Genomic DNA, 20,032 nt, shown 5'->3' with positions numbered 1-20,032 from the left:
CCGGGCGGTGCCGGGTGACGGGCCCGCACCGGCCTGGCGGCTGCGGGCCGCCGTCCTCGGCGTGCTGCTCGGAGCCGGCCTCGTCCTCGCGCTGACCGTGGAGCGGCCCGGCGTCCCGGCGCTGCGCTCCTGGCTGCACGACACGGGGCCGGGCGGCTGGGGCCTCCTGGTCGGCGGTGTGGCGCTGGCGCTGTGCACGCCGGTGCCGCGCACGGCGCTGTCGCTGCTGCTGGGTGCCGCGGCCGGGTTCCCCGCGGGGCTCGCGGTGGCCGTGGGGGCCGGCCTGCTCGGCGGGCTGGCGGGCTTCGCACTGAGCCGGCGGCTGGGCCGCGACGCCGTCTCCCGGCTGACCGGCCGGTGGTTGGCGCGGGCGGACCGGCTGCTGCGCGACCGCGGGTTCCTCGCGGTGCTCACCGCGCGGGTGAGCCCGGTGCCGTTCTGGGTGGTCAGCTACGCGGCGGGGCTGTCCAGCGTGCGCTGGGTGCCGCACGCCCTGGGCACGGCGGTCGGCGTGGTGCCGGGAGCGGTGCTGCACGTCGGCGTCGGCGCCTCGGTGCTGGGCTGGCTCTAGGTCACGAATCGATCACGATCCGCCCGCGCGGGTGTGATCTGACCGTTCCCTGACGAGAAGGTGAACAACAGGTGAACGAGAGGTGGCTGCCGTGCGAAGCGAGAACTGTCCCGAGTGCCGGTGGGTGTCGGTGGTGGACGCGTCCGGGCGCCGGCACATGGAGATGCGCTGGAACGCCCCGGAGCGGGTGGGCCGGCAGGTACAGCGCGCCGCCTGACCCGCAGGCGATCGACCGACCAGCCCGTCCGGATCTCGTCCGGGCGGGCTGGTCGCCGTTCCGAGGCGCGTGTCAGACTCGGAGCCTGTGACCGAGGTCACGCGACGGCCACGAGGCCGCGCCCCGGTCCTCAGGGGTCCCCATGCCACAGCAGGCCGTCCGGACCGGCGTCCGGCTGAACTACGAGACGGCGGGGCAGGGCGATCCGCTCCTGCTGGTGATGGGCACCTCGGGCTCGATCGGCCTGTGGGGTGAGGTCGTCCCCCGCCTGGCCGAGCGGTACCGGGTCATCGCGTTCGACAACCGGGGCCTCGGCGGGAGCGAGCGGGGCGAGGGTCCGATCACCGCGGCGTCCCTGGCCGACGACGCCGCCGCCCTGCTGGAGGCGCTGGAGCTGCCCTCCGCCCACGTCATGGGCTGGTCCCTCGGGTCGGCCGTGGCCCAGGAGATGGCGCTGGCCCACCCCCGGCAGGTAGCGACGGCCGTGCTCTACGCGACGTGGGGACGCTGCGACGGCCACCAGCGGTCGGTGTTCACCGCGCTCCGGCATCCCTACGCGACCCGCGACATGGAGGCGGCGCTGGGCGCCGCGGGGCTCGCGTTCTCCCCGCAACTGCTGGACCGCCCGGACTTCCTCCAGCTCCTCGAGCCGATGCTGCCGGCCTTCCCGCAGGACGAGGCGCAGATGGCGGTGACCACCGAGCAGTGGGACGCCGACCTGGCGCACGACACGCTGGACCGGCTGGGCGGCATCACCGTCCCGACGCTCGTGGTCGTCGGTGAGCAGGACCTGCTCACCCCGCAGTGGCAGTCCAAGGCGGTCGCCGACCGGATCCCCGGGGCCCGCTACGAGCTCGTGACCGGCCCCGGGTCCAGCCACGGCCTGCACATCGAACGGCCCGACGACCTGCTGCGCATCGTCACCGACTTCCTGGACCAGCACCCGATCCAGCGCTGAGCGCGCACCACACAGAGGGGGACGCATGGACACCGAGGTGTACGAGGCCGCCATCCTCGGAGCCGGCCTCGCCGGGCTCGGGATGGGCATGAAGCTGAAGATGGCCGGCGAGGAGTCCTTCGTGATCCTCGAGAAGGAGGACCGCGTCGGGGGCACCTGGCGGGACAACAGCTACCCCGGCGCCAGCTGCGACGTCCAGTCGCACCTGTACTGGTTCTCCTTCGACGAGCAGCCGGACTGGAGCCGCGTCTTCGCGTTCCAGCCGGAGATCCAGGCCAACATCGAACGCCTCGTCGCTCGGCGCGGCCTGAACTCCCACATCCGCCTGGGCGCCGAGATCACCGAGGCCGCGTGGAGCGAGGAGACCGCGCAGTGGGTCATCACCACCCTCTCCGGTGAGCAGATCCGGGCACGGGCGTTCGTGGCGGCGTGGGGCCAGCTGAACCGGCCGAGCTTCAAGGGCATCGAGGGCCGCGAGCACTTCGAGGGCACGTCGTGGCACTCGGCCCGCTGGCGTCACGACGTCGACCTGCGGGGGAAGCGGGTCGCCAGCATCGGCAACGGCGCCAGCGCCGTCCAGTTCATCCCCGAGGTCGCCGAGGTGGCCGGGCACCTCACGGTCTTCCAGCGGACGCCGAACTACTGCGTGCCGCGCCTGGACCGCCCGTACACCGACGAGGAGCGGAGGATGTTCCTGGAGGACCCGGCGAAGCTGAAGGAGAGCCGGGACGGCTACTACTGGGAGCACGAGGGCTGGATCGGGGCGATGAAGCTCGAGGACAACCCGGTCGCCCAGGAGTTCACCCGGATCGCCCGGGAGCACCTGGAGAGCCAGGTCCCCGACCCCGAGCTGCGCGAGAAGCTGTGGCCGAAGTACCCGATCGGTTGCAAGCGGCTGCTGATCGCCGACACCTTCTACCCGGCGCTCATGCGGGACAACGTGGACCTGGTCACCGAGCGGATCGAGCGCATCGAGCCGGCCGGCGTGCGCACCGGGGACGGCCGGCTGCACGAGATGGACGTGATCGTCTACGCCACGGGCTTCGAGACGCTGTCCTTCGTCGGCCACGTCGACATCGTCGGCCGATCACCGAAGAGCTGGCCGCCTCGCCGCGGTGACGGGGTCTCGCTCCGGGACGCCTGGCGGGAGGGGCCGGAGGCCTACCTCGGCATGACGGTGTCGGGGTTCCCCAACCTGTTCATCCTCTACGGGCCGAACACCAACCTCGGCCACAACTCGATCATCGCGATGCTCGAGTGCCAGTTCGACTACGTCCTCCGCGCCCTGGAGGTGAGCAGGGAGGAGCGCGCCGCGCTGGACCTCCGGCCGGAGGTGCTCGAGCACTACAACGCACAGCTGCAGGACGAGCTGCGCGGCACCTCCTTCGCCGGCCCCTGCAACAGCTGGTACAAGACGCCTGACGGTCGCATCACGAACAACTGGTCCGGCAGCGTCGAGGACTACCGCAAGCGCACCTCGGAGCTCGACCTCGGCGACTACGAGCTGGTGGCCGCCGGGGTCTAGAGCCCCGGCGGGCAGGACGGCGCGCCCGCCCCCACTCAGGCAGCGGCCGGCGTGAGTGCGGCAACGAGGCCTGCCGGGTCGTCGGTGCAGACCATGTCGACCCCCTCGGTGGCCAGGGCGGCCACGAGCTGCGGGTCGTCGACGACGCCGACGCCGACCAGCAGGCCGAGCGCGCGGACGCGGGCCACCACCCCGGGGTCCGCCCGCACGTGCAGAGGCGACAGGTGGACGTCGGTCAGCCCGCGCTCCCGGGCCTGACGGGCGGCCCGGTCGGGGTCGAGCTCCGGCGCGACGATGAGGGCGCTGGACACGGTGCCGCACCCGGACAGCGACGCGGCGGTGGTCAGGTCAAACGACGTGGTCGTGACGCGGTCGGCGCGGGGCAGCCGGCGGCGGTCGATCAGGTGGGCGGCCAGCAGGTTCGCCGTCCGCCAGGCCTCCGGCCCACCGGCCTCCGGCTTCACCTCGGTGAGGACGTGCGCCCCGAACACCGCGGCGAGGTCCAGCACCGCACCCAGGGTCGGGACGACGGTGCCGCCGGGGAGCTCGACGTCCAGGAGCTCGGCCGAGGAGGTCTGGGCCACCACGGGCCCGGTGCCGGCGCCGGTGCCGAGCACCCGCCCGAGGTCGCGGTCGTGGGAGACGACGAGGACGCCGTCCGCGGTGCTCCGGACGTCGACCTCGACCCCGTCGGCGCCGGCCTCCAGGGCGGCGCGGACGGCGGCGAGGGTGTTCTCGGGATGAGACGGGCAGGTGGGCGTGCCGCGATGGCCGATGACGCGCATGCCCGCACGCTGTCGACGCCGGGCGGCGGCCCCGTGACGCCGACACGAGCCGCGGGTGTCCGGCCCGTGAAGGTCCGACGGCGGGCCCCGTGTCGACACCTCGACCAGTCGCGGGGTCGACCTGTCGACGAGGCGACCGACCGCCGCCTCCGGTCGGCCGCACCCCTCGGAGGAGGGGCGCGGCCGGCCGGGGAGACCGAGGGTGGGAGGAGTCAGTGGGTGAGCGCCGGGTCGGCCGCCGCGGACGGCCGGGCCAGCCGCACACCGACCGCCGCGACCACGGCGAGGGCGCCGATGACCACGAGCGCCGACCCCAGCCCGCTGATCGCACCGCTGAGGCCGAGCACCACGAGCGGGCAGACGAACTGGCCGATGAACATCGCCGAGGTCCACACGCCGGTGCCGCGGCCGCGCTGCTCGAAGCTCAGCGACCCGAGCGCCCAGCTGAGCATCGCGGGCAGCAGCAGTCCGTTGCCGAACCCGGTGACCACGGCGAACACCACCACCATCGGCACCGAGCTCGCGAGCCCGAGCCCGAGGAGCCCGACCCCGGAGAGGGCGAAGGCCGCCGGCACGGTGACGGCGGGGCCGAGGCGGGCGGCCCGGGCGAACAGGAACCCGCCGACCGCCGTGCCCAGCGAGGCGATGGCGCTGACCGCGCCGATGGTCCCGGTGGACTCCACGCCGATGCCGTCCAGGACGAACGACAGCTCGACGATGAGGACGTAGAAGACCAGGCCACCGAAGAGCGTGACGCCGACCGGGCCGGCCATCTGCCGCCACGGCATCGGCGGCAGCTTCTCGGTCCGCGCGACCGGCGTCGGCTGCCACACGTACTTCGCGGCGAGCACCGCCAGCGGCAGGCTGACCGCGTACAGCCAGAACGGCGTGCGCCAGTCCTGGGCGCCCAGGGCGCCGCCGAGACCGAAGAAGACGGTGGCCGCGACGGTGGTGGACACGACCTGCAGGCCGAAGTAGCGCTCCCGCTGCGAGCCGTGGAAGTAGTCCCCGAGCAGCGTGGTGCAGCAGGTCATGATCGCTGCTTCGGTGAGCCCCACCAGCACGCGGCTGGCCACGATCAGCTGCAGCGAGTCCAGCCAGAGCGGCGCGGTGCCGGCGAGCGCGTAGGCGACCAGGGCACCGACCAGCAGGCGCTTGCGGCCGACCCGGTCCACGATCCGGCCGGCCACCATCGCGGTCAGGCCGATGACCAGCGCCGGCGCGGTGAGCACGATCGGGGTCAGGGCCTCCACGCCCGGCGTGCCGGTGAAGGCATCCTGGATGCGGGGCAGCACGGGCGCCAGCAGCACCGACCCCAGCACGCCGAGGCAGCTGGACAGCAGCAGGACCAGCGCCTGCGGCAGGCCGGCCGGTCGCGCCGTGGCGGGGTCGACGGCGACCTCGCCGGCCAGCGACTCCGCTCCGGGCGCGGGCGAGTTGAGGACACGTTCCGACACGGGCACTCCTCGATCGGGCGCCGGTCCCGTGACCGGCGTCACTGGCGGAGGAGTGTGCGGACGCCGACGTGCATCAGGGAACGGCGAAGTCCTGATGCGCCCTATCAGCGAGGCTGATGTCTCACCCGACCGGGTCGGTCGCCTGGTGCGCCGCCCGCAGCACCAGGTCCCGGAAGAACATGTGCTCCGGGTCGCCGTCGTACAGCGGGTGCCACCACATCGCCTCCAGCAGCGGCCCCACCTCGAACGGCGGCGCCAGCGCCCGGATGCCGGCGTCCAACGGCAGCAACCGGACGAGTCGCTCCTGCAGCAACGCGATCCGGCCGCTGCCGGCCACGAGCCCCGGCACGGTCAGGAAGCTCTCGGTCACCACCTGGACCCTCGGCTCGATGCCCAGCATCCGCATCTGCCGCGCGGCCGGGGTGGACGCCGTCGGCCCGTGGTACGTGGCCACCCACGGCATCGTCTGCAGCTGCTCGACGGTGAGCGACTCCCCCACCTCGGCGTTGTCGGAGGAGACGACGAGCACCCACCGGTCGCGGTGCAGGTCGGCGTAGGGCAGGTCGGAGAGGAAGCCGCGCGGCAGCACCATCAGGTCGGTGTTGAGCAACGTCTGGTGGGCCTGGTCGACCGCGTCCGGGGTGTTGTGCGCCAGCCGCAGCCGGGCCCCCGGCGCCTCCTCCTCCAACAGCTGGGCCAGCGTGTCGCCGAGGACGGCGCAGCTGTAGTCGCTGATCAGCACGGAGAACTCGCGGGTGGACCCGGCCGGGTCGAAGTCCGGCTGCGCGGTGAACACCCGCTCCACGCCGTCCAGCGCCAGCCGCACCCGCGGCCTGAGCTGCGCGGCCAGCGGCGTCAGCCGGTAGCTGTTGCCCACCCGCGACAGCAGCTCGTCGCCGAAGTGCCGACGCAACCGGGCCAGGGACGCCGACAGCGCGGGCTGGCTGAGCCCCAGCTGCTGTGCCGCCCGCGTGACGCTGCGCTGGCCGAGCAGCGCGTCCAGCGACACCAGCAGGTTGAGGTCGAGGTTGGCCAGGTTCACGGTCGCGCAGCCTATAGATGCCATCGATGACCGACATCACCCTTTCGGTCTTCCCTGATACCCGGTCGCCCGCGACCGTGGACGGCGTGACCCGCACCACCACCGACGTCCCGCCGCTGGACCCCGCCGACCCCGAGGGCGCCATCGCCGCCGCCGCCGAGCGCTGCTCCAACTGGGGCCGCTGGGGCGCCGACGACGTGCTCGGCACGCTGAACTTCCTCGACGAGGCCAAGCGGGTCGAGGGCGCCCGGCTGGTGCGCCGCGGCGCCAGCTTCTCGCTGGCCCAGCGCTTCGACACCGACGGCCCGCAGAAGGGCTGGCGGCGGCGGGTCAACCCGGTGCACACGATGACCGACACCGGCGTGGACGCCGAGCGCGGCACCCAGGGCTTCCCGCACGGGATCGGCGGGGCCGACGACGTCATCTTCATGCCGCTGCAGGCCTCCACCCAGTGGGACGGCCTCGGCCACATCTTCGACCACGGGATGGCCTACAACGGCCGCCGCGCGGGCGACGTCGTCACCAGCGAGGGCGACCGGCTCACCGGCATCGAGACCGTCGCCGACCGCATCGCCGGCCGCGGTGTGCTGCTCGACGTCGGCCGGGCCCTCGGCACCGACGGCGAGCTGCCCGACGGCTTCGCCATCACGCCTGCGCACCTCGAGGCGACCATCGCCGCCCAGGGCGAGAGCGCCCGGGTCGGCCGCGGCGACCTCCTGCTGGTGCGCACCGGCCGGCTCGCCCGCGCCCGCCGCGACATCGCCGCCGGCCGCGGCTGGGGCGACTACGCCGGCGGCGCCTCCCCCGGCCTGAGCTTCACCACCGCCGACTGGCTGCACGGCACCGAGATCGCCGGTGTCGCCACCGACACGTGGGGCTTCGAGGTCCGGCCCAACGAGTTCGACGTCGCCTTCCAGCCGCTGCACCAGGTCGCCATCCCGAACATGGGCCTGTTCATCGGCGAGATGTGGGACCTCGACGCGCTCGCGGCCGACTGCGCCGCCGACGGCCGGTGGGACTTCTTCCTCACCGCCGCTCCCCTGCCCGTGACCGGCGCCGTCGGCGCCCCGGTCAACCCGATCGCCGTCAAGTGAGGAGCACGCCCGTGCCCGCCGTGAACTCGGTCCTCGTGGTCGGCGCCGGCCTGGCCGGCACCGCCACCGCCATCCGCCTCGCCGAGGCCGGCGTCGCCGTGGACCTCGTGGAGATCAAGCCCGAGACCACCGCGCTCGGCTCGGGCATCACGCTGCAGGGCAACGCGCTGCGCGAGCTGCGCACCCTCGGCGTCTGGGAGCAGGTGCGGGCCGCCGGCTACGCCTTCGACGTCACCGGCATCCGGGCGCCCGACCCGTCCGGCACGGTGGTCGCCGAGATCCCCGACGCCCGGACCGGCGGCCCGGACCTGCCCGCTGCCATGGGCATGTCCCGCCCGGAGCTGGCCCGGATCCTCGTCGACCGCGCGGTCGCGGTCGGCGTCAAGGTCCGGTTCGGGACGACGCACACCGAGCTGCGCCAGGACGCGGACGGTGTCGACGTCTCCTTCGCCGACGGCTCGACCGACCGCTACGAGCTGGTGGTCGGTGCCGACGGCGTCCGCTCCTGGACCCGCCGGGCGCTGGGCATCGACCTCGAGACGACGTCGGTCGGCATGGGCATCTGGCGGGTCTTCGGCCCCCGGCCGGCCAGCGTGACCCGTACCGACCTGTTCTACGGCGGGCCCTCGTTCATCGCCGGCTACTGCCCCACCGGCGAGGACAGCCTCTACGCCTACATCGTCGAGCCCGCCCAGGACCGCTCTCCCCTGACGCCCGAGCAGCAGCTGGCCACGATGAAGGAGCTCTCGCAGGCCTACCACGGCCCGTGGGACGAGATCCGCGAGACGCTGACCGACCCGAGCCGGGTGAACTACACCTGGTTCGAGACCCACGTCCTGCCCGCCCCGTGGAACCGCGGCCGGGTCGTGCTCGTCGGCGACGCCGCGCACACCTGCCCGCCCACCGTCGCCCAGGGTGGCGCGCAGGCACTCGAGGACGCCTACGCACTCACCGACCTGCTGCTCACCCGCGACGCCGTCGACGACGCGCTGTGGGACGCCTTCACCGCCCGCCGGTTCGAGCGCGCCAGCACCGTCGTCGAGGCCTCCAACCAGGTCGCCCAGTGGCAGCTCGACCACGTCCAGGGCGACGTCCCCGGCGTGATGCGCCGCATCGCCCAGCTGACCAGCCAGCCCGCCTGACAAGAGGACCCTCCTGCCCCCAGCGCTCGCGAGCTCGCGCCGGGCCCCTGCAGGAGGGCCGTCATGATCGGAAGAAAGTGACACCACCATGCCCCAGCGCCTGATCACCCACCTGCGGCACGTCGACCTGGCCGTGCCCGACCTCGCCGTCCAACGCCGGTTCTTCACCGACACCTGGGGCCTGAAGGAGGAGCACACCGACTCCGGCCTCACCTTCCTCGCCGCCGAGGGCAGCCCCGAGCAGTACGTCGTCCGGCTGCGGGAGTCCGCCGACAAGCGGATCGACCTCATCTCCTTCGGCGCGAAGGACGCCGCCGACGTCGACACCCTCGCCGGGCGGCTGGCCGCCGACGGCGTGCAGCTGGTGACCGAGCCCGGCACCCTGCAGACCCCCGGCGGCGGCTACGGCTTCCGGTTCTTCGACAACGAGGGCCGCACCGTCGAGGTCAGCTCGGACGTCGCCGTGCGGCAGCACCGCCCGGTCGAGGCGGGTGAGTCGATCCCGGTGCGGCTGTCGCACGTGGTGGTCAACTCCGCCGACCCCGAGGGCACCGTCGCCTTCTACGACAGGCACCTGGGCTTCTCCCTGTCGGACACCCTCATGCACCCGCGGATGGGCAGCATGATGTGGTTCCTGCGCACCAACGCCTGGCACCACTCGATGGCGATCGCCCGCGGCCCGCACCCCTCGCTGCACCACGCCAGCTTCGAGCTGCGCGGCATCGACGAGTACATGCGCGGCACCGGCCGGCTGCTGCGCGCGGGCGTGGAGAAGATCTGGGGCCCCGGCCGGCACCTGGCCGGCAACAACACCTTCTCCTACTTCCTCGACCCGCACGGCAACACCGTCGAGTACACGACCGAGCTGGAGGTCCTCGACGAGGACACCTGGCACCCACACGTCTACGACTTCACCCGGCCGGAAGTCTCCGACCAGTGGGGCACCGCCAACGCCATGAACGAGTTCGTCGCCGCGAAGTCGTTCAACGACCCGGACAAGGGCCTGTTCGTGGCCCCGCCGGTCTGATGCGGTTCGCCACCTGGGAGGCGGACGGCGCGGTCCGCGCCGGCGTCGTGAGTGACGCCGGCCTGCACGAGCTCCCCGCGCGGACGACGGTGCTCGACCTCGTCCGCGCGGGGCTCCCCGCCGCGCTCGACCTCGGCGCGCTCGCCCTGGACCGGCCGGCCGTGCCGATCGGAGACGTCCGGCTGCTGCCGCCGCTGGCGGCGCCGACGGTGCGCGACTTCGTCGCGTTCGAGGAACACGTCGAGGGGATGGTCGCGCCCAGCGGTGAGGCGGTCGCGCCGGAGTGGTACCAGGCGCCGACGTTCTACTTCACCAACCCGTACGCGCTCGTCGGGGCCCACGACGACGTGCCGGTCCCGCCCGGCTCCCAGCGCTTCGACTTCGAGCTCGAGGTGGCCGTCGTCGTCGGCCGGGACGGCTCGTCGCTGACGCCGGAGCAGGCCCGCGAGCACGTCTTCGGCTACACCGTGCTCAACGACTGGTCCGCCCGCGACCTGCAGTTCCGGGAGATGGCGGTCAAGCTCGGCCCGGCCAAGGGCAAGGACTCCGCGACCACCCTCGGCCCCTGGCTGGTCACCGCCGACGAGCTGGAGGCCTACCGGGACGACGAGGGCTTCCTCGCCCTGGACATGCGGGTCTCGGTCAACGGCGAGGAGGTCGGCCAGGACCTGTTGAGCAACATGGGCTGGCTGTTCGAGGAGCTCATCTCCTACGCCTCCCGCGGCACCGAGGTCCGCGCCGGCGACGTGCTGGGCTCGGGGACCTGCGGCAACGGCGGCTGCCTGGCCGAGCTGTGGGGCCGCCGCGGCGAGCAGACCCCGCCCCCGCTGCGCCCCGGCGACGTCGTGGAGATGACCGTCGAGGGCATCGGCACCCTCCGCAACCGCGTCGTCGAGGGCCGCGAGCTGCCCCCGGTCCGCCCGGCCCGGCCGCGGCCACGGCTGCGCAAGCGACCCGCATGAGGCTGCGGGGCGAGGTCGTCGTCGTCACGGGCGCCGGCCAGGGACAGGGCGCGGCCGAGGCGCGGCTGCTCGCGGCCGAGGGCGCGACGGTGGTCGGCTGCGACCGCACCCCGGAGCCGGCCGAGGAACTGCCGGGCGTGGAGTACCGGCAGCTCGACGTCACGGACGCCGACGGCTGGGCCGCACTGGCCGACGACCTGCGGGCCCGGTACGGCGTCGTCGACGGGCTGGTCGCCAACGCCGGGGTCACCTGGCGGGCCCGGCTGGCCGACCTCGACCCGGCCGACCTCACCCGCGTCGCCGACGTCAACGTCACCGGCACCCTGCTGGGCATCCAGGCGCTCACCCCGCTGATGACCGCCGGCGGGTCGGTCGTCGTCGTCGGCTCGGTCGCCGCGCTGACCGGCCACTTCCCGGTCGCCTACACCGCGTCGAAGTGGGCGCTGCGCGGCCTGGCCAAGGCCGCGTGCCTGGAGCTCGGCCCGCACGGCATCCGGGTCAACACCGTGCACCCCGGCTACATCGAGACGCCGATGACCGCGTCGGCGGCCGCGGAGTTCCGCGCCGCCAACGTCGCCGAGACACCGCTCGGCCGCACCGGCACCGTCGACGAGGTCGCCCCGCTGGTGGCCTTCCTCCTCAGCGAGGAGGCCTCCTTCATCACCGGGGCCGAGATCCCCGTCGACGGCGGGATGACCGCCCACGGCGGCGTGAAGAGCATCAGCGACGCCGTCCGCGCCGCCTCCTGAACCACCCGAGAGGAACCCCACCGTGTTCGAGTACTTCCCCACCGGCCCCTACACCTGGAACCTCAGCGTCGTCGCGACGCTGAACTCCGGCGGGCTGATCGACGAGGTCGACCGCGCCTGCCGGCCGATCAAGGACGCCGCGAACGCCGGGGAGGACGCCGGCACCCCGGACTTCCTCCGGGCCTGGACGGCGCTGACCGACCAGCTCGTCGGCCAGGCCGAGGACGCCGAGAAGGCCGGCCACACCCGTACCGCCGGCCAGCTCTACTCCCGCGCGAGCAACTACCTGGCCCAGGCCGAGCGGATGCTCGCGCACTCCGACCCGAACCGGATCCCGACCTACCGGCGGCTGCTGGAGCTGGCGCAGAAGGCCTTCGAGCTGCACAGCCCCCGCGTCTCCCGCGTCGAGATCCCCTACGAGGGGACGACGCTGCCGGCCTACTTCAGTGCGGCGCCGGCCACCGACGACGGGCCCGCCCCGGTGATCGTGCTGGTCAACGGGCTGGACTCGACCAAGGAGCACATGTACTCCTCGGACCACTGGGCCGAGCTCGCCGCCCGCGGCATCTCCTGCCTGATGCTCGACCAGCCCGGCACCGGTGAGGCGCTGCGGCTGCAGGGGCTGACCGCCCGCATCGACACCGAGGCCTGGGCCGGCGCGGCCGTCGACTGGCTGGAGCAGCGGCCCGACGTCGACGCCGCGCGGATCGGCATCGTCGGCTGGTCGCTGGGCGGCTACTACGCCCCGCGCGCGGCCGCGTTCGAGAAGCGGTTCGCCCTGTGCGTGGCCTGGGGCGCCAACCACGACTGGGGCGCGGTGCAGCGCCGGCGGCTGGAGCGCGAGGGCGAGCGGCCGGTCCCCCACTACTGGGAGCACGTGCTGTGGGTGTGGGGGCACGAGGACCTGCAGCGGTTCATCGAGTTCGCCGACGACGTCCACCTCGACGGCGTGGTCGAGAACATCACCGTGCCCTTCCTCATCGCTCACGGCGCCAACGACCGGCAGATCCCGCTGGAGTACGCGCACCGCTCGTACGACCAGGCGGTGAACTCGCCCAAGCGCGAGCTGCGGGTGTTCACCCCCGAGGAGGGCGCGACCGAGCACATCGGGCTGGACCACCTGCCGTACGTGAGCACGTTCGTCGCCGACTGGGTGGCCGACACCTTCGCCGAGCTCGGGCGCGGGTGAGTCCGGCTGAGGTCCTCGTTCCCCTACGTTGCGGGGGCATGACGGTCTACCGGATGGACCACGCCGGCGTCGTGGTCGAGGACCTCGCCGCGGCCATCGGGTTCTTCGTCGACCTGGGCCTGGAACTGGAGGGCGAGACCGCGGTCGAGAGGACGTGGGTGGACCAGCTCGTCGGGCTGGACGGCGTCCGGGCGGACCTCGCCTTCCTGCGGACCCCGGACGGCCGCGGCCGGGTCGAGCTGTCGACGTTCTCCGCGCCGACGGCCACCAGCGGTGCTCCGTGGGCGCCGATCGACACCCCGGGCATCCCCCGCCTCACGTTCGCCGTCGACGCCGTCGACGACGTCCTCGCCCGCCTGCGCCCACACGGCGCCGAACTCGTGGGGGAGGTGGCGCAGTACGGGGACGCCTACCGGTACTGCTACGTCCGCGGCCCCGCGGGCGTCGTCATCGGACTGGTCGAGGAACTCCGCTGACCGACACCCCGGGCGCCGGCACCACCGCGTGACGGAGGTGACCGGCACGGCGCGCCCCCGGCACCCCTGCGTGCCGTAACGTCGGAGGGAGGGGCGCCCCGGAACCGCACGCGGTCTCCGCAGCCCAGCGGTCCGGGAACGGCGGCCCCGCCCGCCCCACGTACCCAGGAGTCCCCCCGTGAGCTCGTCCCCCATGGCCACCGCCGGCGCACGCCCGGCGGACGACCGGATCGTCGGGGAGGTCGCGCGGCGGCGGACGTTCGCGGTGATCAGCCACCCGGACGCCGGGAAGTCGACGCTCACCGAGGCCCTGGCCCTGCACGCCCGCGTGATCGGCTCGGCCGGCGCGGTGCACGGCAAGGCCGGCCGGCGCGGCACCGTGTCCGACTGGATGGACATGGAGCGCGACCGCGGCATCTCGATCACCTCCGCGGCGCTGCAGTTCGCCTACCGCGACTGCGTGGTGAACCTGCTGGACACCCCCGGCCACGCGGACTTCTCCGAGGACACCTACCGGGTGCTGACCGCGGTCGACGCCGCGGTGATGCTCGTCGACGCCGCCAAGGGCCTGGAGGCGCAGACGATGAAGCTGTTCGCCGTCTGCAAGCACCGCGGCATCCCGGTGATCACCGTGGTCAACAAGTGGGACCGGCCGGGCATGGACGCGCTCGCGCTGATGGACGAGATCACCGAGCGCACCGGCCTCACCCCCACGCCGCTGACCTGGCCGGTGGGCATCGCCGGCGACTTCCGCGGCGTCCTCGACCGGCGCGACGGCACCTACCGGCACTTCACCCGCACCGCGGGCGGCGCCACCGTCGCCCCCGAGCAGGTCTTCCCCGCCGCCGCGGCGGCCGCCCGCGAGGGGGACGCCTGGCAGCAGGCGGTCGAGGAGTCCGACCTGCTCGCCGAGACCGGCGCCGAGCACGACCAGGAGCTGTTCCTGGCCGGGGCCACGACGCCGGTGCTGTTCGCCTCCGCCGTCTCCAACTTCGGCGTCGGCCAGCTGCTCGACGTCCTCGTCGACCTCGCCCCGGCGCCCACCGCGCGCCCCGACGCCGACGGCGAGCCGTACCCGCTCGACGCCCCGTTCAGCGCCTTCGTCTTCAAGGTGCAGGCCGGCATGGACACCGGCCACCGCGACCGGCTGGCCTACATCCGGGTCTGCTCCGGGGTCTTCGAGCGCGGCATGGTCGTCACCAACGCGCGCACCGGCCGGCCGTTCGCCACCAAGTACGCCCAGCAGGTCTTCGGCCGCGACCGGGAGACCATCGAGACCGCCTATCCCGGGGACGTCGTCGGCCTGGTCAACGCCGCGGCGCTCGGCGTCGGCGACACCCTCCACGCCGGCCGGCCGGTCACCTACCCGCCGGTGACGACGTTCGCGCCCGAGCACTTCGCGGTCGCCCGGGTGGCCGACACCAGCCGGTACAAGCAGTTCCGCAAGGGCATCGAGACGCTGGCCGGCGAGGGCGTCGTCCAGGTGCTGGTCTCCGAACGGCGCGGGGACGGCGCCCCCGTCTTCGCCGTCGTCGGGCCCATGCAGTTCGAGGTGGCCGGCCACCGGATGGAGCACGAGTTCGGCGCCCGGATCTCGCTCGAGCCGCTGCCCTACAACCTGGCGCGGATCACCGACGCGGAGTCGGCCGCCGAGCTCGCCGCCCACCGCAACGCCGAGGTGCTGGCGCGCCCCGACGGGCAGCTGCTGGCGCTGTTCACCGACAAGTGGTCGCTGCGGGTGCTCGAGCAGAACAAGCCGCACCTCACCCTCGTCCCGATGGTGGCCGCCGACCTCGGCTGACGCCGGGCCGGTTCACACGCGGCGGCCGCGCAGCTGCCGGTAGTGCGCGACGAGGGCGGAGGTCGAGGCGTCCTGGTCCAGCTGCGGCGCCTGCGCGGCGGTCAGGGCCGGGGCCAGCTCGCGGGCCATCACCTTGCCCAGCTCGACGCCCCACTGGTCGAACGAGTCGATCTGCCACACGACGCCCTGGGTCATGACCGTGTGCTCGTAGAGGGCCACCAGCTGCCCGAGCGTGGACGGCGTCAGCCTCGGCGCGAGGATCGTCGTCGACGGCCGGTTGCCGGGCATGACCTTGTGCGGCACCAGCTCGGCCGGCGTCCCGTCGGCGGCGACCTCCTCGGCGGTCTTCCCGAAGGCCAGCGCCGCCGACTGGGCGAACATGTTGGCCATCAGCAGGTCGTGCATCTCGCCGATGTCGTGGTTGGGCTCGCCGAAGCCGATGAAGTCCGCCGGCACCAGCGACGTCCCCTGGTGCAGCAGCTGGTGGAAGGCGTGCTGGCCGTTGGTGCCCGGCTCGCCCCAGTAGACCTCGCCGGTCGCCGTCGTCACCGGCTGCCCGTCCCACCGCACCGACTTGCCGTTGCTCTCCATCGTCAGTTGCTGCAGGTAGGCCGGCAGCCGCGACAGGTACTGGCTGTAGGGCAGCACGGCGTGGGTCTGGGCGCCGAAGAAGTCGGTGTACCAGACGTTCAGCAGGCCCTGGAGCACCGGCAGGTTCGCCTCGAACGGCGCGGTGCGGAAGTGCTCGTCGATGGTGGCGAACCCGGCGAGCATCTCGTCGTAGGTGTCGGGGCCGATGGCCACCATGAGCGACAGGCCGATGGCCGAGGTGAAGGAGTACCGGCCACCCACCCAGTCCCAGAACTCGAACATGTTCTGCGGGTCGATGCCGAACTCGCGCACCGCCTCGGTGTTGGTCGACACCGCCGCGAAGTGCTTCGCGACCGCGGACTCGTCGCCGCCCAGCCCGCGCAGCAGCCAGTCGCGGGCGACGGTGGCGTTGGTCAGCGTCTCCAGCGTGGTGAACGTCTTCGACGAGACGACGAACAGCGTCTCGGCCGGGTCGAGGTCGCGGGTGGCCTCGGCGAAGTCGGTCGGGTCGATGTTGGAGACGAACCGCGCGGTCAGGTCGCGGTCGCTGTAGGCGCGCAGGGCCGTGTAGGCCATCGCCGGGCCGAGGTCGGAGCCGCCGATGCCGATGTTGACCACCGCCCGGATCGGCCGCCCGGTGTGCCCCACCCACTCCCCCGAGCGCACCCGCTGCGCGAAGGAGCGCATCCGCCCCAGCACCGCGTGCACGTCGCCGGTCACGTCCTGCCCGTCGACGGTGAGCGGGGCACCGGCCGGCGCCCGCAGCGCCACGTGCAGGACGGCGCGGTCCTCGGTGGGGTTGACGTGCTCACCCCGGAACATGGCGTCGATCCGCTCCCGCAGGCCGGCCCGCTCGGCGAGGGCGACCAGCAGCCGCAGCGTCTCGTCGGTCACCCGGTGCTTGGACCAGTCGAGGTACAGGTCGCCGGCGCGGGCGGTCAGCCGCCGTCCGCGGTCGGGGTCCTCGGCGAACAGCTCTCGCAGGTGCCGGCCGGCGAGGGCGCGGTGGTGCTCGGCCAGAGCGGCCCACTCCGGGGTCGCCGTGATGTCCAGGCTGGTGTCCATGCTGCCTCCGGGCGCGATCGGGATCCCCCTCAGCCTGGTGCGCCGTGCACCACCAGCACAAACGCGCCGTCCGGCACTAGCCCGGCCCGCGCCCCGGGACGGCGGCTCCCCGCGGCCGGGCCGGCCGCCGCTGCACGGCGCCCACCAGGTCCGCGGCGAGGTCGCGCAGCTTGCGGTTGGTGCGCTGCGACTCGGTGGACAGCAGCCGGAACGCCTCCTCCGCCGAGCAGTGGTGCCGCCCCATCAGCACGCCCTTGGCCTGCTCGATGACCGCCCGGGACTCCATCGCCAGGCGCAGCGTCCGCGCCGTCTCCGCCGCCGTCGCGTGCTCACCGGCGCGGGCCACCGCCCCGGCGGCGACCGCGGCGAACGCCCGGGCCAGCTCCACCGCCGCGACGTCGAACGGGCCGCCGCCGGTGCGCACGACGGTCAGCGACCCGACGGTGCGCCCCTCCACGGTCAGCCCGACCGACAGGACGCTGGTGACCCCGTGGGCGGCGAACTCCCGCAGCGCCGGGTCGCGGGCGGTGTCCGGGATGAGCACCGGCGCGCCGCCCGCGCGCCGGTTGCGGCCCGCGGCGTGCAGCCAGCCGTCCAGCGCGGCCGCCAGCGGTGCGGTCGCCCCGCGGACGACGTCGTGCCCGGCACCCTGCAGGGCCACCGCCGCCTCCACCGGGCCGGGCAGCACCGCCGTCGCCAGCTCGGCGATCCGGCCGAGGGTCTCGGCGAGCGGCTGGGTGGCGACACGCAACCGGGTGAGCGCGGCGAACGCCTCCCCCGGATCCCGCGCCGTGGCCCGGCTCCGCTCGTGGACCACCATGGGAAGACCTCGATCTGCTGCGTCCGGCCGCCCCTCGCACCTGGGGACCACGGCGCCCACCGTGCCGTCTCCGGCGCCGCGGCGACAGACCTTCGCGCGCGGCGCCGCAGGATCGCAGCCGACGGCGGCGGGTCAGCCCGCGGGCCCGGGGTCGCGCACCGGCTGGTCCGTGACCGGGGCGGTGCGCGGCGCCGGCGGCGCGGGCGGCGGTCCGGGCGGGGCCACGGACGGCCCGGGCGGCGGGACCGGCTGCGCGGGCACACCGCCGGGCCCCGGGGACGACGACGCGCGGTGCACCGCGAGCGCGACGAGCACCGCACCGCCCACCAGGAGGACGGCGCCCACGATCAGCAGGCCGCCCCACAGCCACGGCAGGGCGGGAGCGGTGACGCCGGCCCGCGCCTCGACGTCCACCCCGGCGGTGCCGTCGGCCCGCATGACCACCACGGTCCAGTTGCCGTCGGACGGCGTCCATTCGAGGGTCTGCGTCCCCGTGCCCTGCACCTGGACCTCCCAGATGTCGAGGGCACCGGGCGCGCTCTGCGGTGCGCCGCCGGCGACGTCCACGCCCCGCACGCGGCCGCCGTCGGAGCCGAGGTCGTCGATCCGCCGGTGCCCCACACCCGACAGGTACCGCGTGGCGTCACCGGTGCGGGCCACGCCGACGAAGACCGCCACCGCCGGGTCGGCCGGGGTGACCTGCAGGCGCGCGTCGCCGAGCACGTCGTCGACCAGCCACTCGTCCCCCGCGACGTCGAGGGTGATCGAGCCGGTCACCAGCGCGTACCGGGACGTGGTGAGCTCGGCGGTCGGCGTCGACAGGTAGCCGTCCTCGCGCTGCGTGGTGTCGGCCACCGCCAGGCCGGTGCCCCCGGCCAGGAGGCCGGTCGACACCAGCATCAGCAGCACGCCCACCACGAGGGCGACGACGCGGCCGGCGCTCCAGCCGCCCGGCACCGCGCGGGCCGGCCCCTGCGGGAGCGGCGGGAGCGGCCCGGCCGCCGCGGTGGCGGGGTCGGCGCCACCCATGTCGAGCCGGAACGGCGGGTAGCGGTCGGTCATCAGGGCCGCGTAGGCGGCGACCCGCAGCACCCAGCGGTCCATGCCGAGCACGAAGTCGTACAGCGGCTGCGGGTAGCGGCCGGTGAACAGCAGCACGACCGCGGCGACCAGCACCAGCAGCCCGACCAGGCCGCCACCGGCCCAGCCGGAGTCCTCCCACCCGTCCTGCCCGGTGAGCCAGAGGCCACCCCCGACGAACAGCGCCAGCACCAGCCAGTGCGGCAGCGCCAGCAGCCAGGACTTCACCAGCACCAGCCCGCGGGAGAGCCGCTCGGGGTAGGGCACGTCCAGCCGGGCCGGGTAGTCGGGGACGTCGGCGAGGGTGAACGGCGGGTACCGGTCGGTGCCCAGCCCCGCGTAGCCGTAGTAGTGCACGCGCCACGACCACCGCAGCACCCCGACGTCGAAGTCGAACAGCGCCCGGGGGTAGCGGCCGGTGATCAGGATGGCGAACCAGGCGACCGTGGTCAGGACGACGAAGGCCACCCACAGGAACGCCAGGACGACGGCGTGCGGGATCAGCAGGAACCACTTGACCAGCCACAGCCAGCGCGACAGCGGCGGGTCCACCCGCGCGTCGACCCGCACCGGGTAGGGCGTCTGCTGCTCGGTCACCGGGAGGACCTCCGCTCCGCCCGCCCCGGCTGCGCGTGGTGCGCCGGCCGTCGGCGGACGCCGCCCAGCCTGGGCCGGGGCCGGTCGCGCCGACACCACCCTCCGTCGTCGTCCCGACGGTGCCGGAGGTCCCTGCTGCCCGCGCGGCCCGCCGGCACCCTCCCCACGGCCCCCCGCGGCCGGGCATGCTGGCAGCCGGCGGTCGGGGACGGCGCGGTCGAGGAGGGATCGGCATGGCACGACGCCGGTCGGCGGCGCCCGTCCCGCGGCAGGGGGGCGCCGGGGTCCGGGCCGGGCCATGACCTCCCGCGTCGCGCCGCCGGGCGCGGCGGCGGTGCGGCCGCCGCGCACCGCCCGCCGCCCGGTCCAGCGGCACTCCGGCGACCTGGTGCGCGTCGTGCTCGGGTTCGCCGTGCTGGGCCTGGGCCTGCTCATCGCCCAGCGCGGCCGGCTGCCGGTGTTCGAGCGCAACCTGTTCCAGGTCGTCAACGACCTGCCCCCCGAGATCTTCCCGGTCGTGTGGGCGGTCATGCAGCTCGGCAACGTCGTGGCGGTGCCGGTGCTCGCCGCGATCGCCGCGCTGACCCGCAGGGTGCGGATGGCCCGGGACATGCTGATCTCCGGTGTCCTGGCCTACCTCGCCGCCGACCTGGTGAAGAGCGTGGTGCAGCGGGAGCGCCCGAGCGGGTTCCCCCTCGACGCCCACTTCCCGGAGGGCCCGGTCGGCGGGCTGGGTTTCGTCTCCGGCCACTCGGCGGTCGCCGCGGCCCTCGCCACCGCCGTCGTCCCCTACGTGCCGGGGGGGGGCCCGCGGGGGGGGGGGGGGGGGGGCGGGGGGGGGGGCCGGGCGCGCGTGGTCGTCCGGGCCCCCCACCCCCCCGTCG

The 20,032-nt window shown here is 74.3% G+C and carries 19 protein-coding genes; 13 read left to right on the top strand and 6 right to left on the bottom strand.

Going from position 1 to position 20,032, the window contains the following annotated elements:
- Positions 1–7: 7 nt before the first annotated feature.
- The 4 genes from ACI78Q_RS20915 (at position 8) to ACI78Q_RS20900 (ending at position 3,271) form a co-directional block, all read left to right on the top strand.
- Entirely contained in the window at positions 8–571 is a 564-nt protein-coding gene (locus ACI78Q_RS20915) for a TVP38/TMEM64 family protein (RefSeq protein ID WP_456925382.1), read from the top strand.
- Between the two features lie 82 nt (positions 572–653).
- Positions 654–788, top strand: coding sequence for a hypothetical protein (locus ACI78Q_RS20910; protein WP_456925381.1), 135 nt, complete (start codon positions 654–656; stop codon positions 786–788).
- Between the two features lie 142 nt (positions 789–930).
- The gene (locus ACI78Q_RS20905; protein ID WP_456925380.1) at positions 931–1,746 is read left to right on the top strand and encodes an alpha/beta fold hydrolase; all 816 of its coding nucleotides are present in this window, start codon (positions 931–933) and stop codon (positions 1,744–1,746) included.
- A gap of 25 nt (positions 1,747–1,771) precedes the next feature.
- On the top strand, positions 1,772–3,271 hold the full coding sequence (locus tag ACI78Q_RS20900; RefSeq protein ID WP_456925379.1) for a flavin-containing monooxygenase: 1,500 nt from the start codon (positions 1,772–1,774) through the stop codon (positions 3,269–3,271).
- A gap of 35 nt (positions 3,272–3,306) precedes the next feature.
- Here the strand turns inward: ACI78Q_RS20900 and ACI78Q_RS20895 are convergent, their stop codons facing one another.
- From ACI78Q_RS20895 to ACI78Q_RS20885, 3 genes are all read right to left on the bottom strand, one after another.
- Positions 3,307–4,056: a glycerophosphodiester phosphodiesterase gene (locus tag ACI78Q_RS20895; RefSeq protein ID WP_456925378.1), complete on the bottom strand. Its 750-nt coding sequence runs from the start codon at positions 4,054–4,056 to the stop codon at positions 3,307–3,309.
- 212 nt (positions 4,057–4,268) lie between these two features.
- Positions 4,269–5,513, bottom strand: coding sequence for an MFS transporter (locus ACI78Q_RS20890; RefSeq protein ID WP_456925377.1), 1,245 nt, complete (start codon positions 5,511–5,513; stop codon positions 4,269–4,271).
- Between the two features lie 121 nt (positions 5,514–5,634).
- Positions 5,635–6,555 (bottom strand): LysR family transcriptional regulator, encoded by a 921-nt coding sequence (locus tag ACI78Q_RS20885; protein ID WP_456925376.1) that lies wholly within the window; start codon positions 6,553–6,555, stop codon positions 5,635–5,637.
- A gap of 86 nt (positions 6,556–6,641) precedes the next feature.
- Between ACI78Q_RS20885 and ACI78Q_RS20880 the strand changes: the two genes are divergently transcribed.
- The 8 genes from ACI78Q_RS20880 to ACI78Q_RS20845 all read left to right on the top strand — a co-directional run bounded on the left by ACI78Q_RS20880 (position 6,642) and on the right by ACI78Q_RS20845 (position 14,995).
- Complete coding sequence (locus ACI78Q_RS20880) at positions 6,642–7,649, top strand: cyclase family protein (RefSeq protein ID WP_456925375.1); 1,008 nt, start codon at positions 6,642–6,644, stop codon at positions 7,647–7,649.
- A gap of 11 nt (positions 7,650–7,660) precedes the next feature.
- Positions 7,661–8,791: an FAD-dependent oxidoreductase gene (locus ACI78Q_RS20875; protein ID WP_456925374.1), complete on the top strand. Its 1,131-nt coding sequence runs from the start codon at positions 7,661–7,663 to the stop codon at positions 8,789–8,791.
- 88 nt (positions 8,792–8,879) lie between these two features.
- On the top strand, positions 8,880–9,818 hold the full coding sequence (locus ACI78Q_RS20870) for a VOC family protein (RefSeq protein ID WP_456925373.1): 939 nt from the start codon (positions 8,880–8,882) through the stop codon (positions 9,816–9,818).
- The gene (locus ACI78Q_RS20865) at positions 9,818–10,780 is read left to right on the top strand and encodes a fumarylacetoacetate hydrolase family protein (protein WP_456925372.1); all 963 of its coding nucleotides are present in this window, start codon (positions 9,818–9,820) and stop codon (positions 10,778–10,780) included. The genes ACI78Q_RS20870 and ACI78Q_RS20865 overlap by 1 nt, the downstream gene beginning before the upstream one ends.
- Positions 10,777–11,529: an SDR family NAD(P)-dependent oxidoreductase gene (locus tag ACI78Q_RS20860; protein ID WP_456925371.1), complete on the top strand. Its 753-nt coding sequence runs from the start codon at positions 10,777–10,779 to the stop codon at positions 11,527–11,529. Before ACI78Q_RS20865 ends, ACI78Q_RS20860 begins: the two co-directional genes overlap by 4 nt.
- A gap of 22 nt (positions 11,530–11,551) precedes the next feature.
- Positions 11,552–12,718 (top strand): alpha/beta hydrolase family protein, encoded by a 1,167-nt coding sequence (locus ACI78Q_RS20855; RefSeq protein WP_456925370.1) that lies wholly within the window; start codon positions 11,552–11,554, stop codon positions 12,716–12,718.
- Between the two features lie 38 nt (positions 12,719–12,756).
- Entirely contained in the window at positions 12,757–13,194 is a 438-nt protein-coding gene (locus tag ACI78Q_RS20850) for a VOC family protein (protein ID WP_456925369.1), read from the top strand.
- 178 nt (positions 13,195–13,372) lie between these two features.
- Positions 13,373–14,995: a peptide chain release factor 3 gene (locus ACI78Q_RS20845; protein WP_456925368.1), complete on the top strand. Its 1,623-nt coding sequence runs from the start codon at positions 13,373–13,375 to the stop codon at positions 14,993–14,995.
- A 12-nt stretch (positions 14,996–15,007) separates the two neighbouring features.
- Here ACI78Q_RS20845 and pgi read toward each other — a convergent pair whose 3' ends face one another.
- The 3 genes from pgi to ACI78Q_RS20830 form a co-directional block, all read right to left on the bottom strand.
- Positions 15,008–16,651 (bottom strand): glucose-6-phosphate isomerase, encoded by a 1,644-nt coding sequence (pgi, locus tag ACI78Q_RS20840; protein WP_456925367.1) that lies wholly within the window; start codon positions 16,649–16,651, stop codon positions 15,008–15,010.
- 76 nt (positions 16,652–16,727) lie between these two features.
- Positions 16,728–17,471, bottom strand: a complete 744-nt coding sequence (locus ACI78Q_RS20835; protein ID WP_456925366.1) for an ANTAR domain-containing protein — start codon at positions 17,469–17,471, stop codon at positions 16,728–16,730.
- Positions 17,472–17,603: 132 nt separating this feature from the next.
- Positions 17,604–19,148 carry a DUF4389 domain-containing protein gene (locus tag ACI78Q_RS20830; protein WP_456925365.1) on the bottom strand — a complete coding sequence of 515 codons (1,545 nt, stop codon included), beginning with the start codon at positions 19,146–19,148 and terminating at the stop codon, positions 17,604–17,606.
- Between the two features lie 298 nt (positions 19,149–19,446).
- Between ACI78Q_RS20830 and ACI78Q_RS20825 the strand changes: the two genes are divergently transcribed.
- Positions 19,447–20,032: hypothetical protein (locus tag ACI78Q_RS20825; protein ID WP_456925364.1), on the top strand; the 586-nt coding region annotated here is incomplete at its 3' end.

The organism is Geodermatophilus sp. SYSU D00705, from assembly GCF_054050135.1.
The sequence above is the reverse complement of the archived record's forward strand: the minus strand, read 5'-3'. Positions and strand labels throughout refer to the sequence as shown.

Bases quoted from the DNA above. Each gene is read 5' to 3' on its own strand.
- pgi (WP_456925367.1), bottom strand. From the start codon at position 16,651: ATGGACACCAGCCTGGACATCACGGCGACCCCGGAGTGGGCCGCTCTG.
- ACI78Q_RS20835 (WP_456925366.1), bottom strand. From the start codon at position 17,471: ATGGTGGTCCACGAGCGGAGCCGGGCCACGGCGCGGGATCCGGGGGAG.
- ACI78Q_RS20865 (WP_456925372.1), top strand. From the start codon at position 9,818: ATGCGGTTCGCCACCTGGGAGGCGGACGGCGCGGTCCGCGCCGGCGTC.
- ACI78Q_RS20900 (WP_456925379.1), top strand. From the start codon at position 1,772: ATGGACACCGAGGTGTACGAGGCCGCCATCCTCGGAGCCGGCCTCGCC.
- ACI78Q_RS20895 (WP_456925378.1), bottom strand. From the start codon at position 4,056: ATGCGCGTCATCGGCCATCGCGGCACGCCCACCTGCCCGTCTCATCCC.
- ACI78Q_RS20870 (WP_456925373.1), top strand. From the start codon at position 8,880: ATGCCCCAGCGCCTGATCACCCACCTGCGGCACGTCGACCTGGCCGTG.
- ACI78Q_RS20905 (WP_456925380.1), top strand. From the start codon at position 931: ATGCCACAGCAGGCCGTCCGGACCGGCGTCCGGCTGAACTACGAGACG.
- ACI78Q_RS20850 (WP_456925369.1), top strand. From the start codon at position 12,757: ATGACGGTCTACCGGATGGACCACGCCGGCGTCGTGGTCGAGGACCTC.
- ACI78Q_RS20860 (WP_456925371.1), top strand. From the start codon at position 10,777: ATGAGGCTGCGGGGCGAGGTCGTCGTCGTCACGGGCGCCGGCCAGGGA.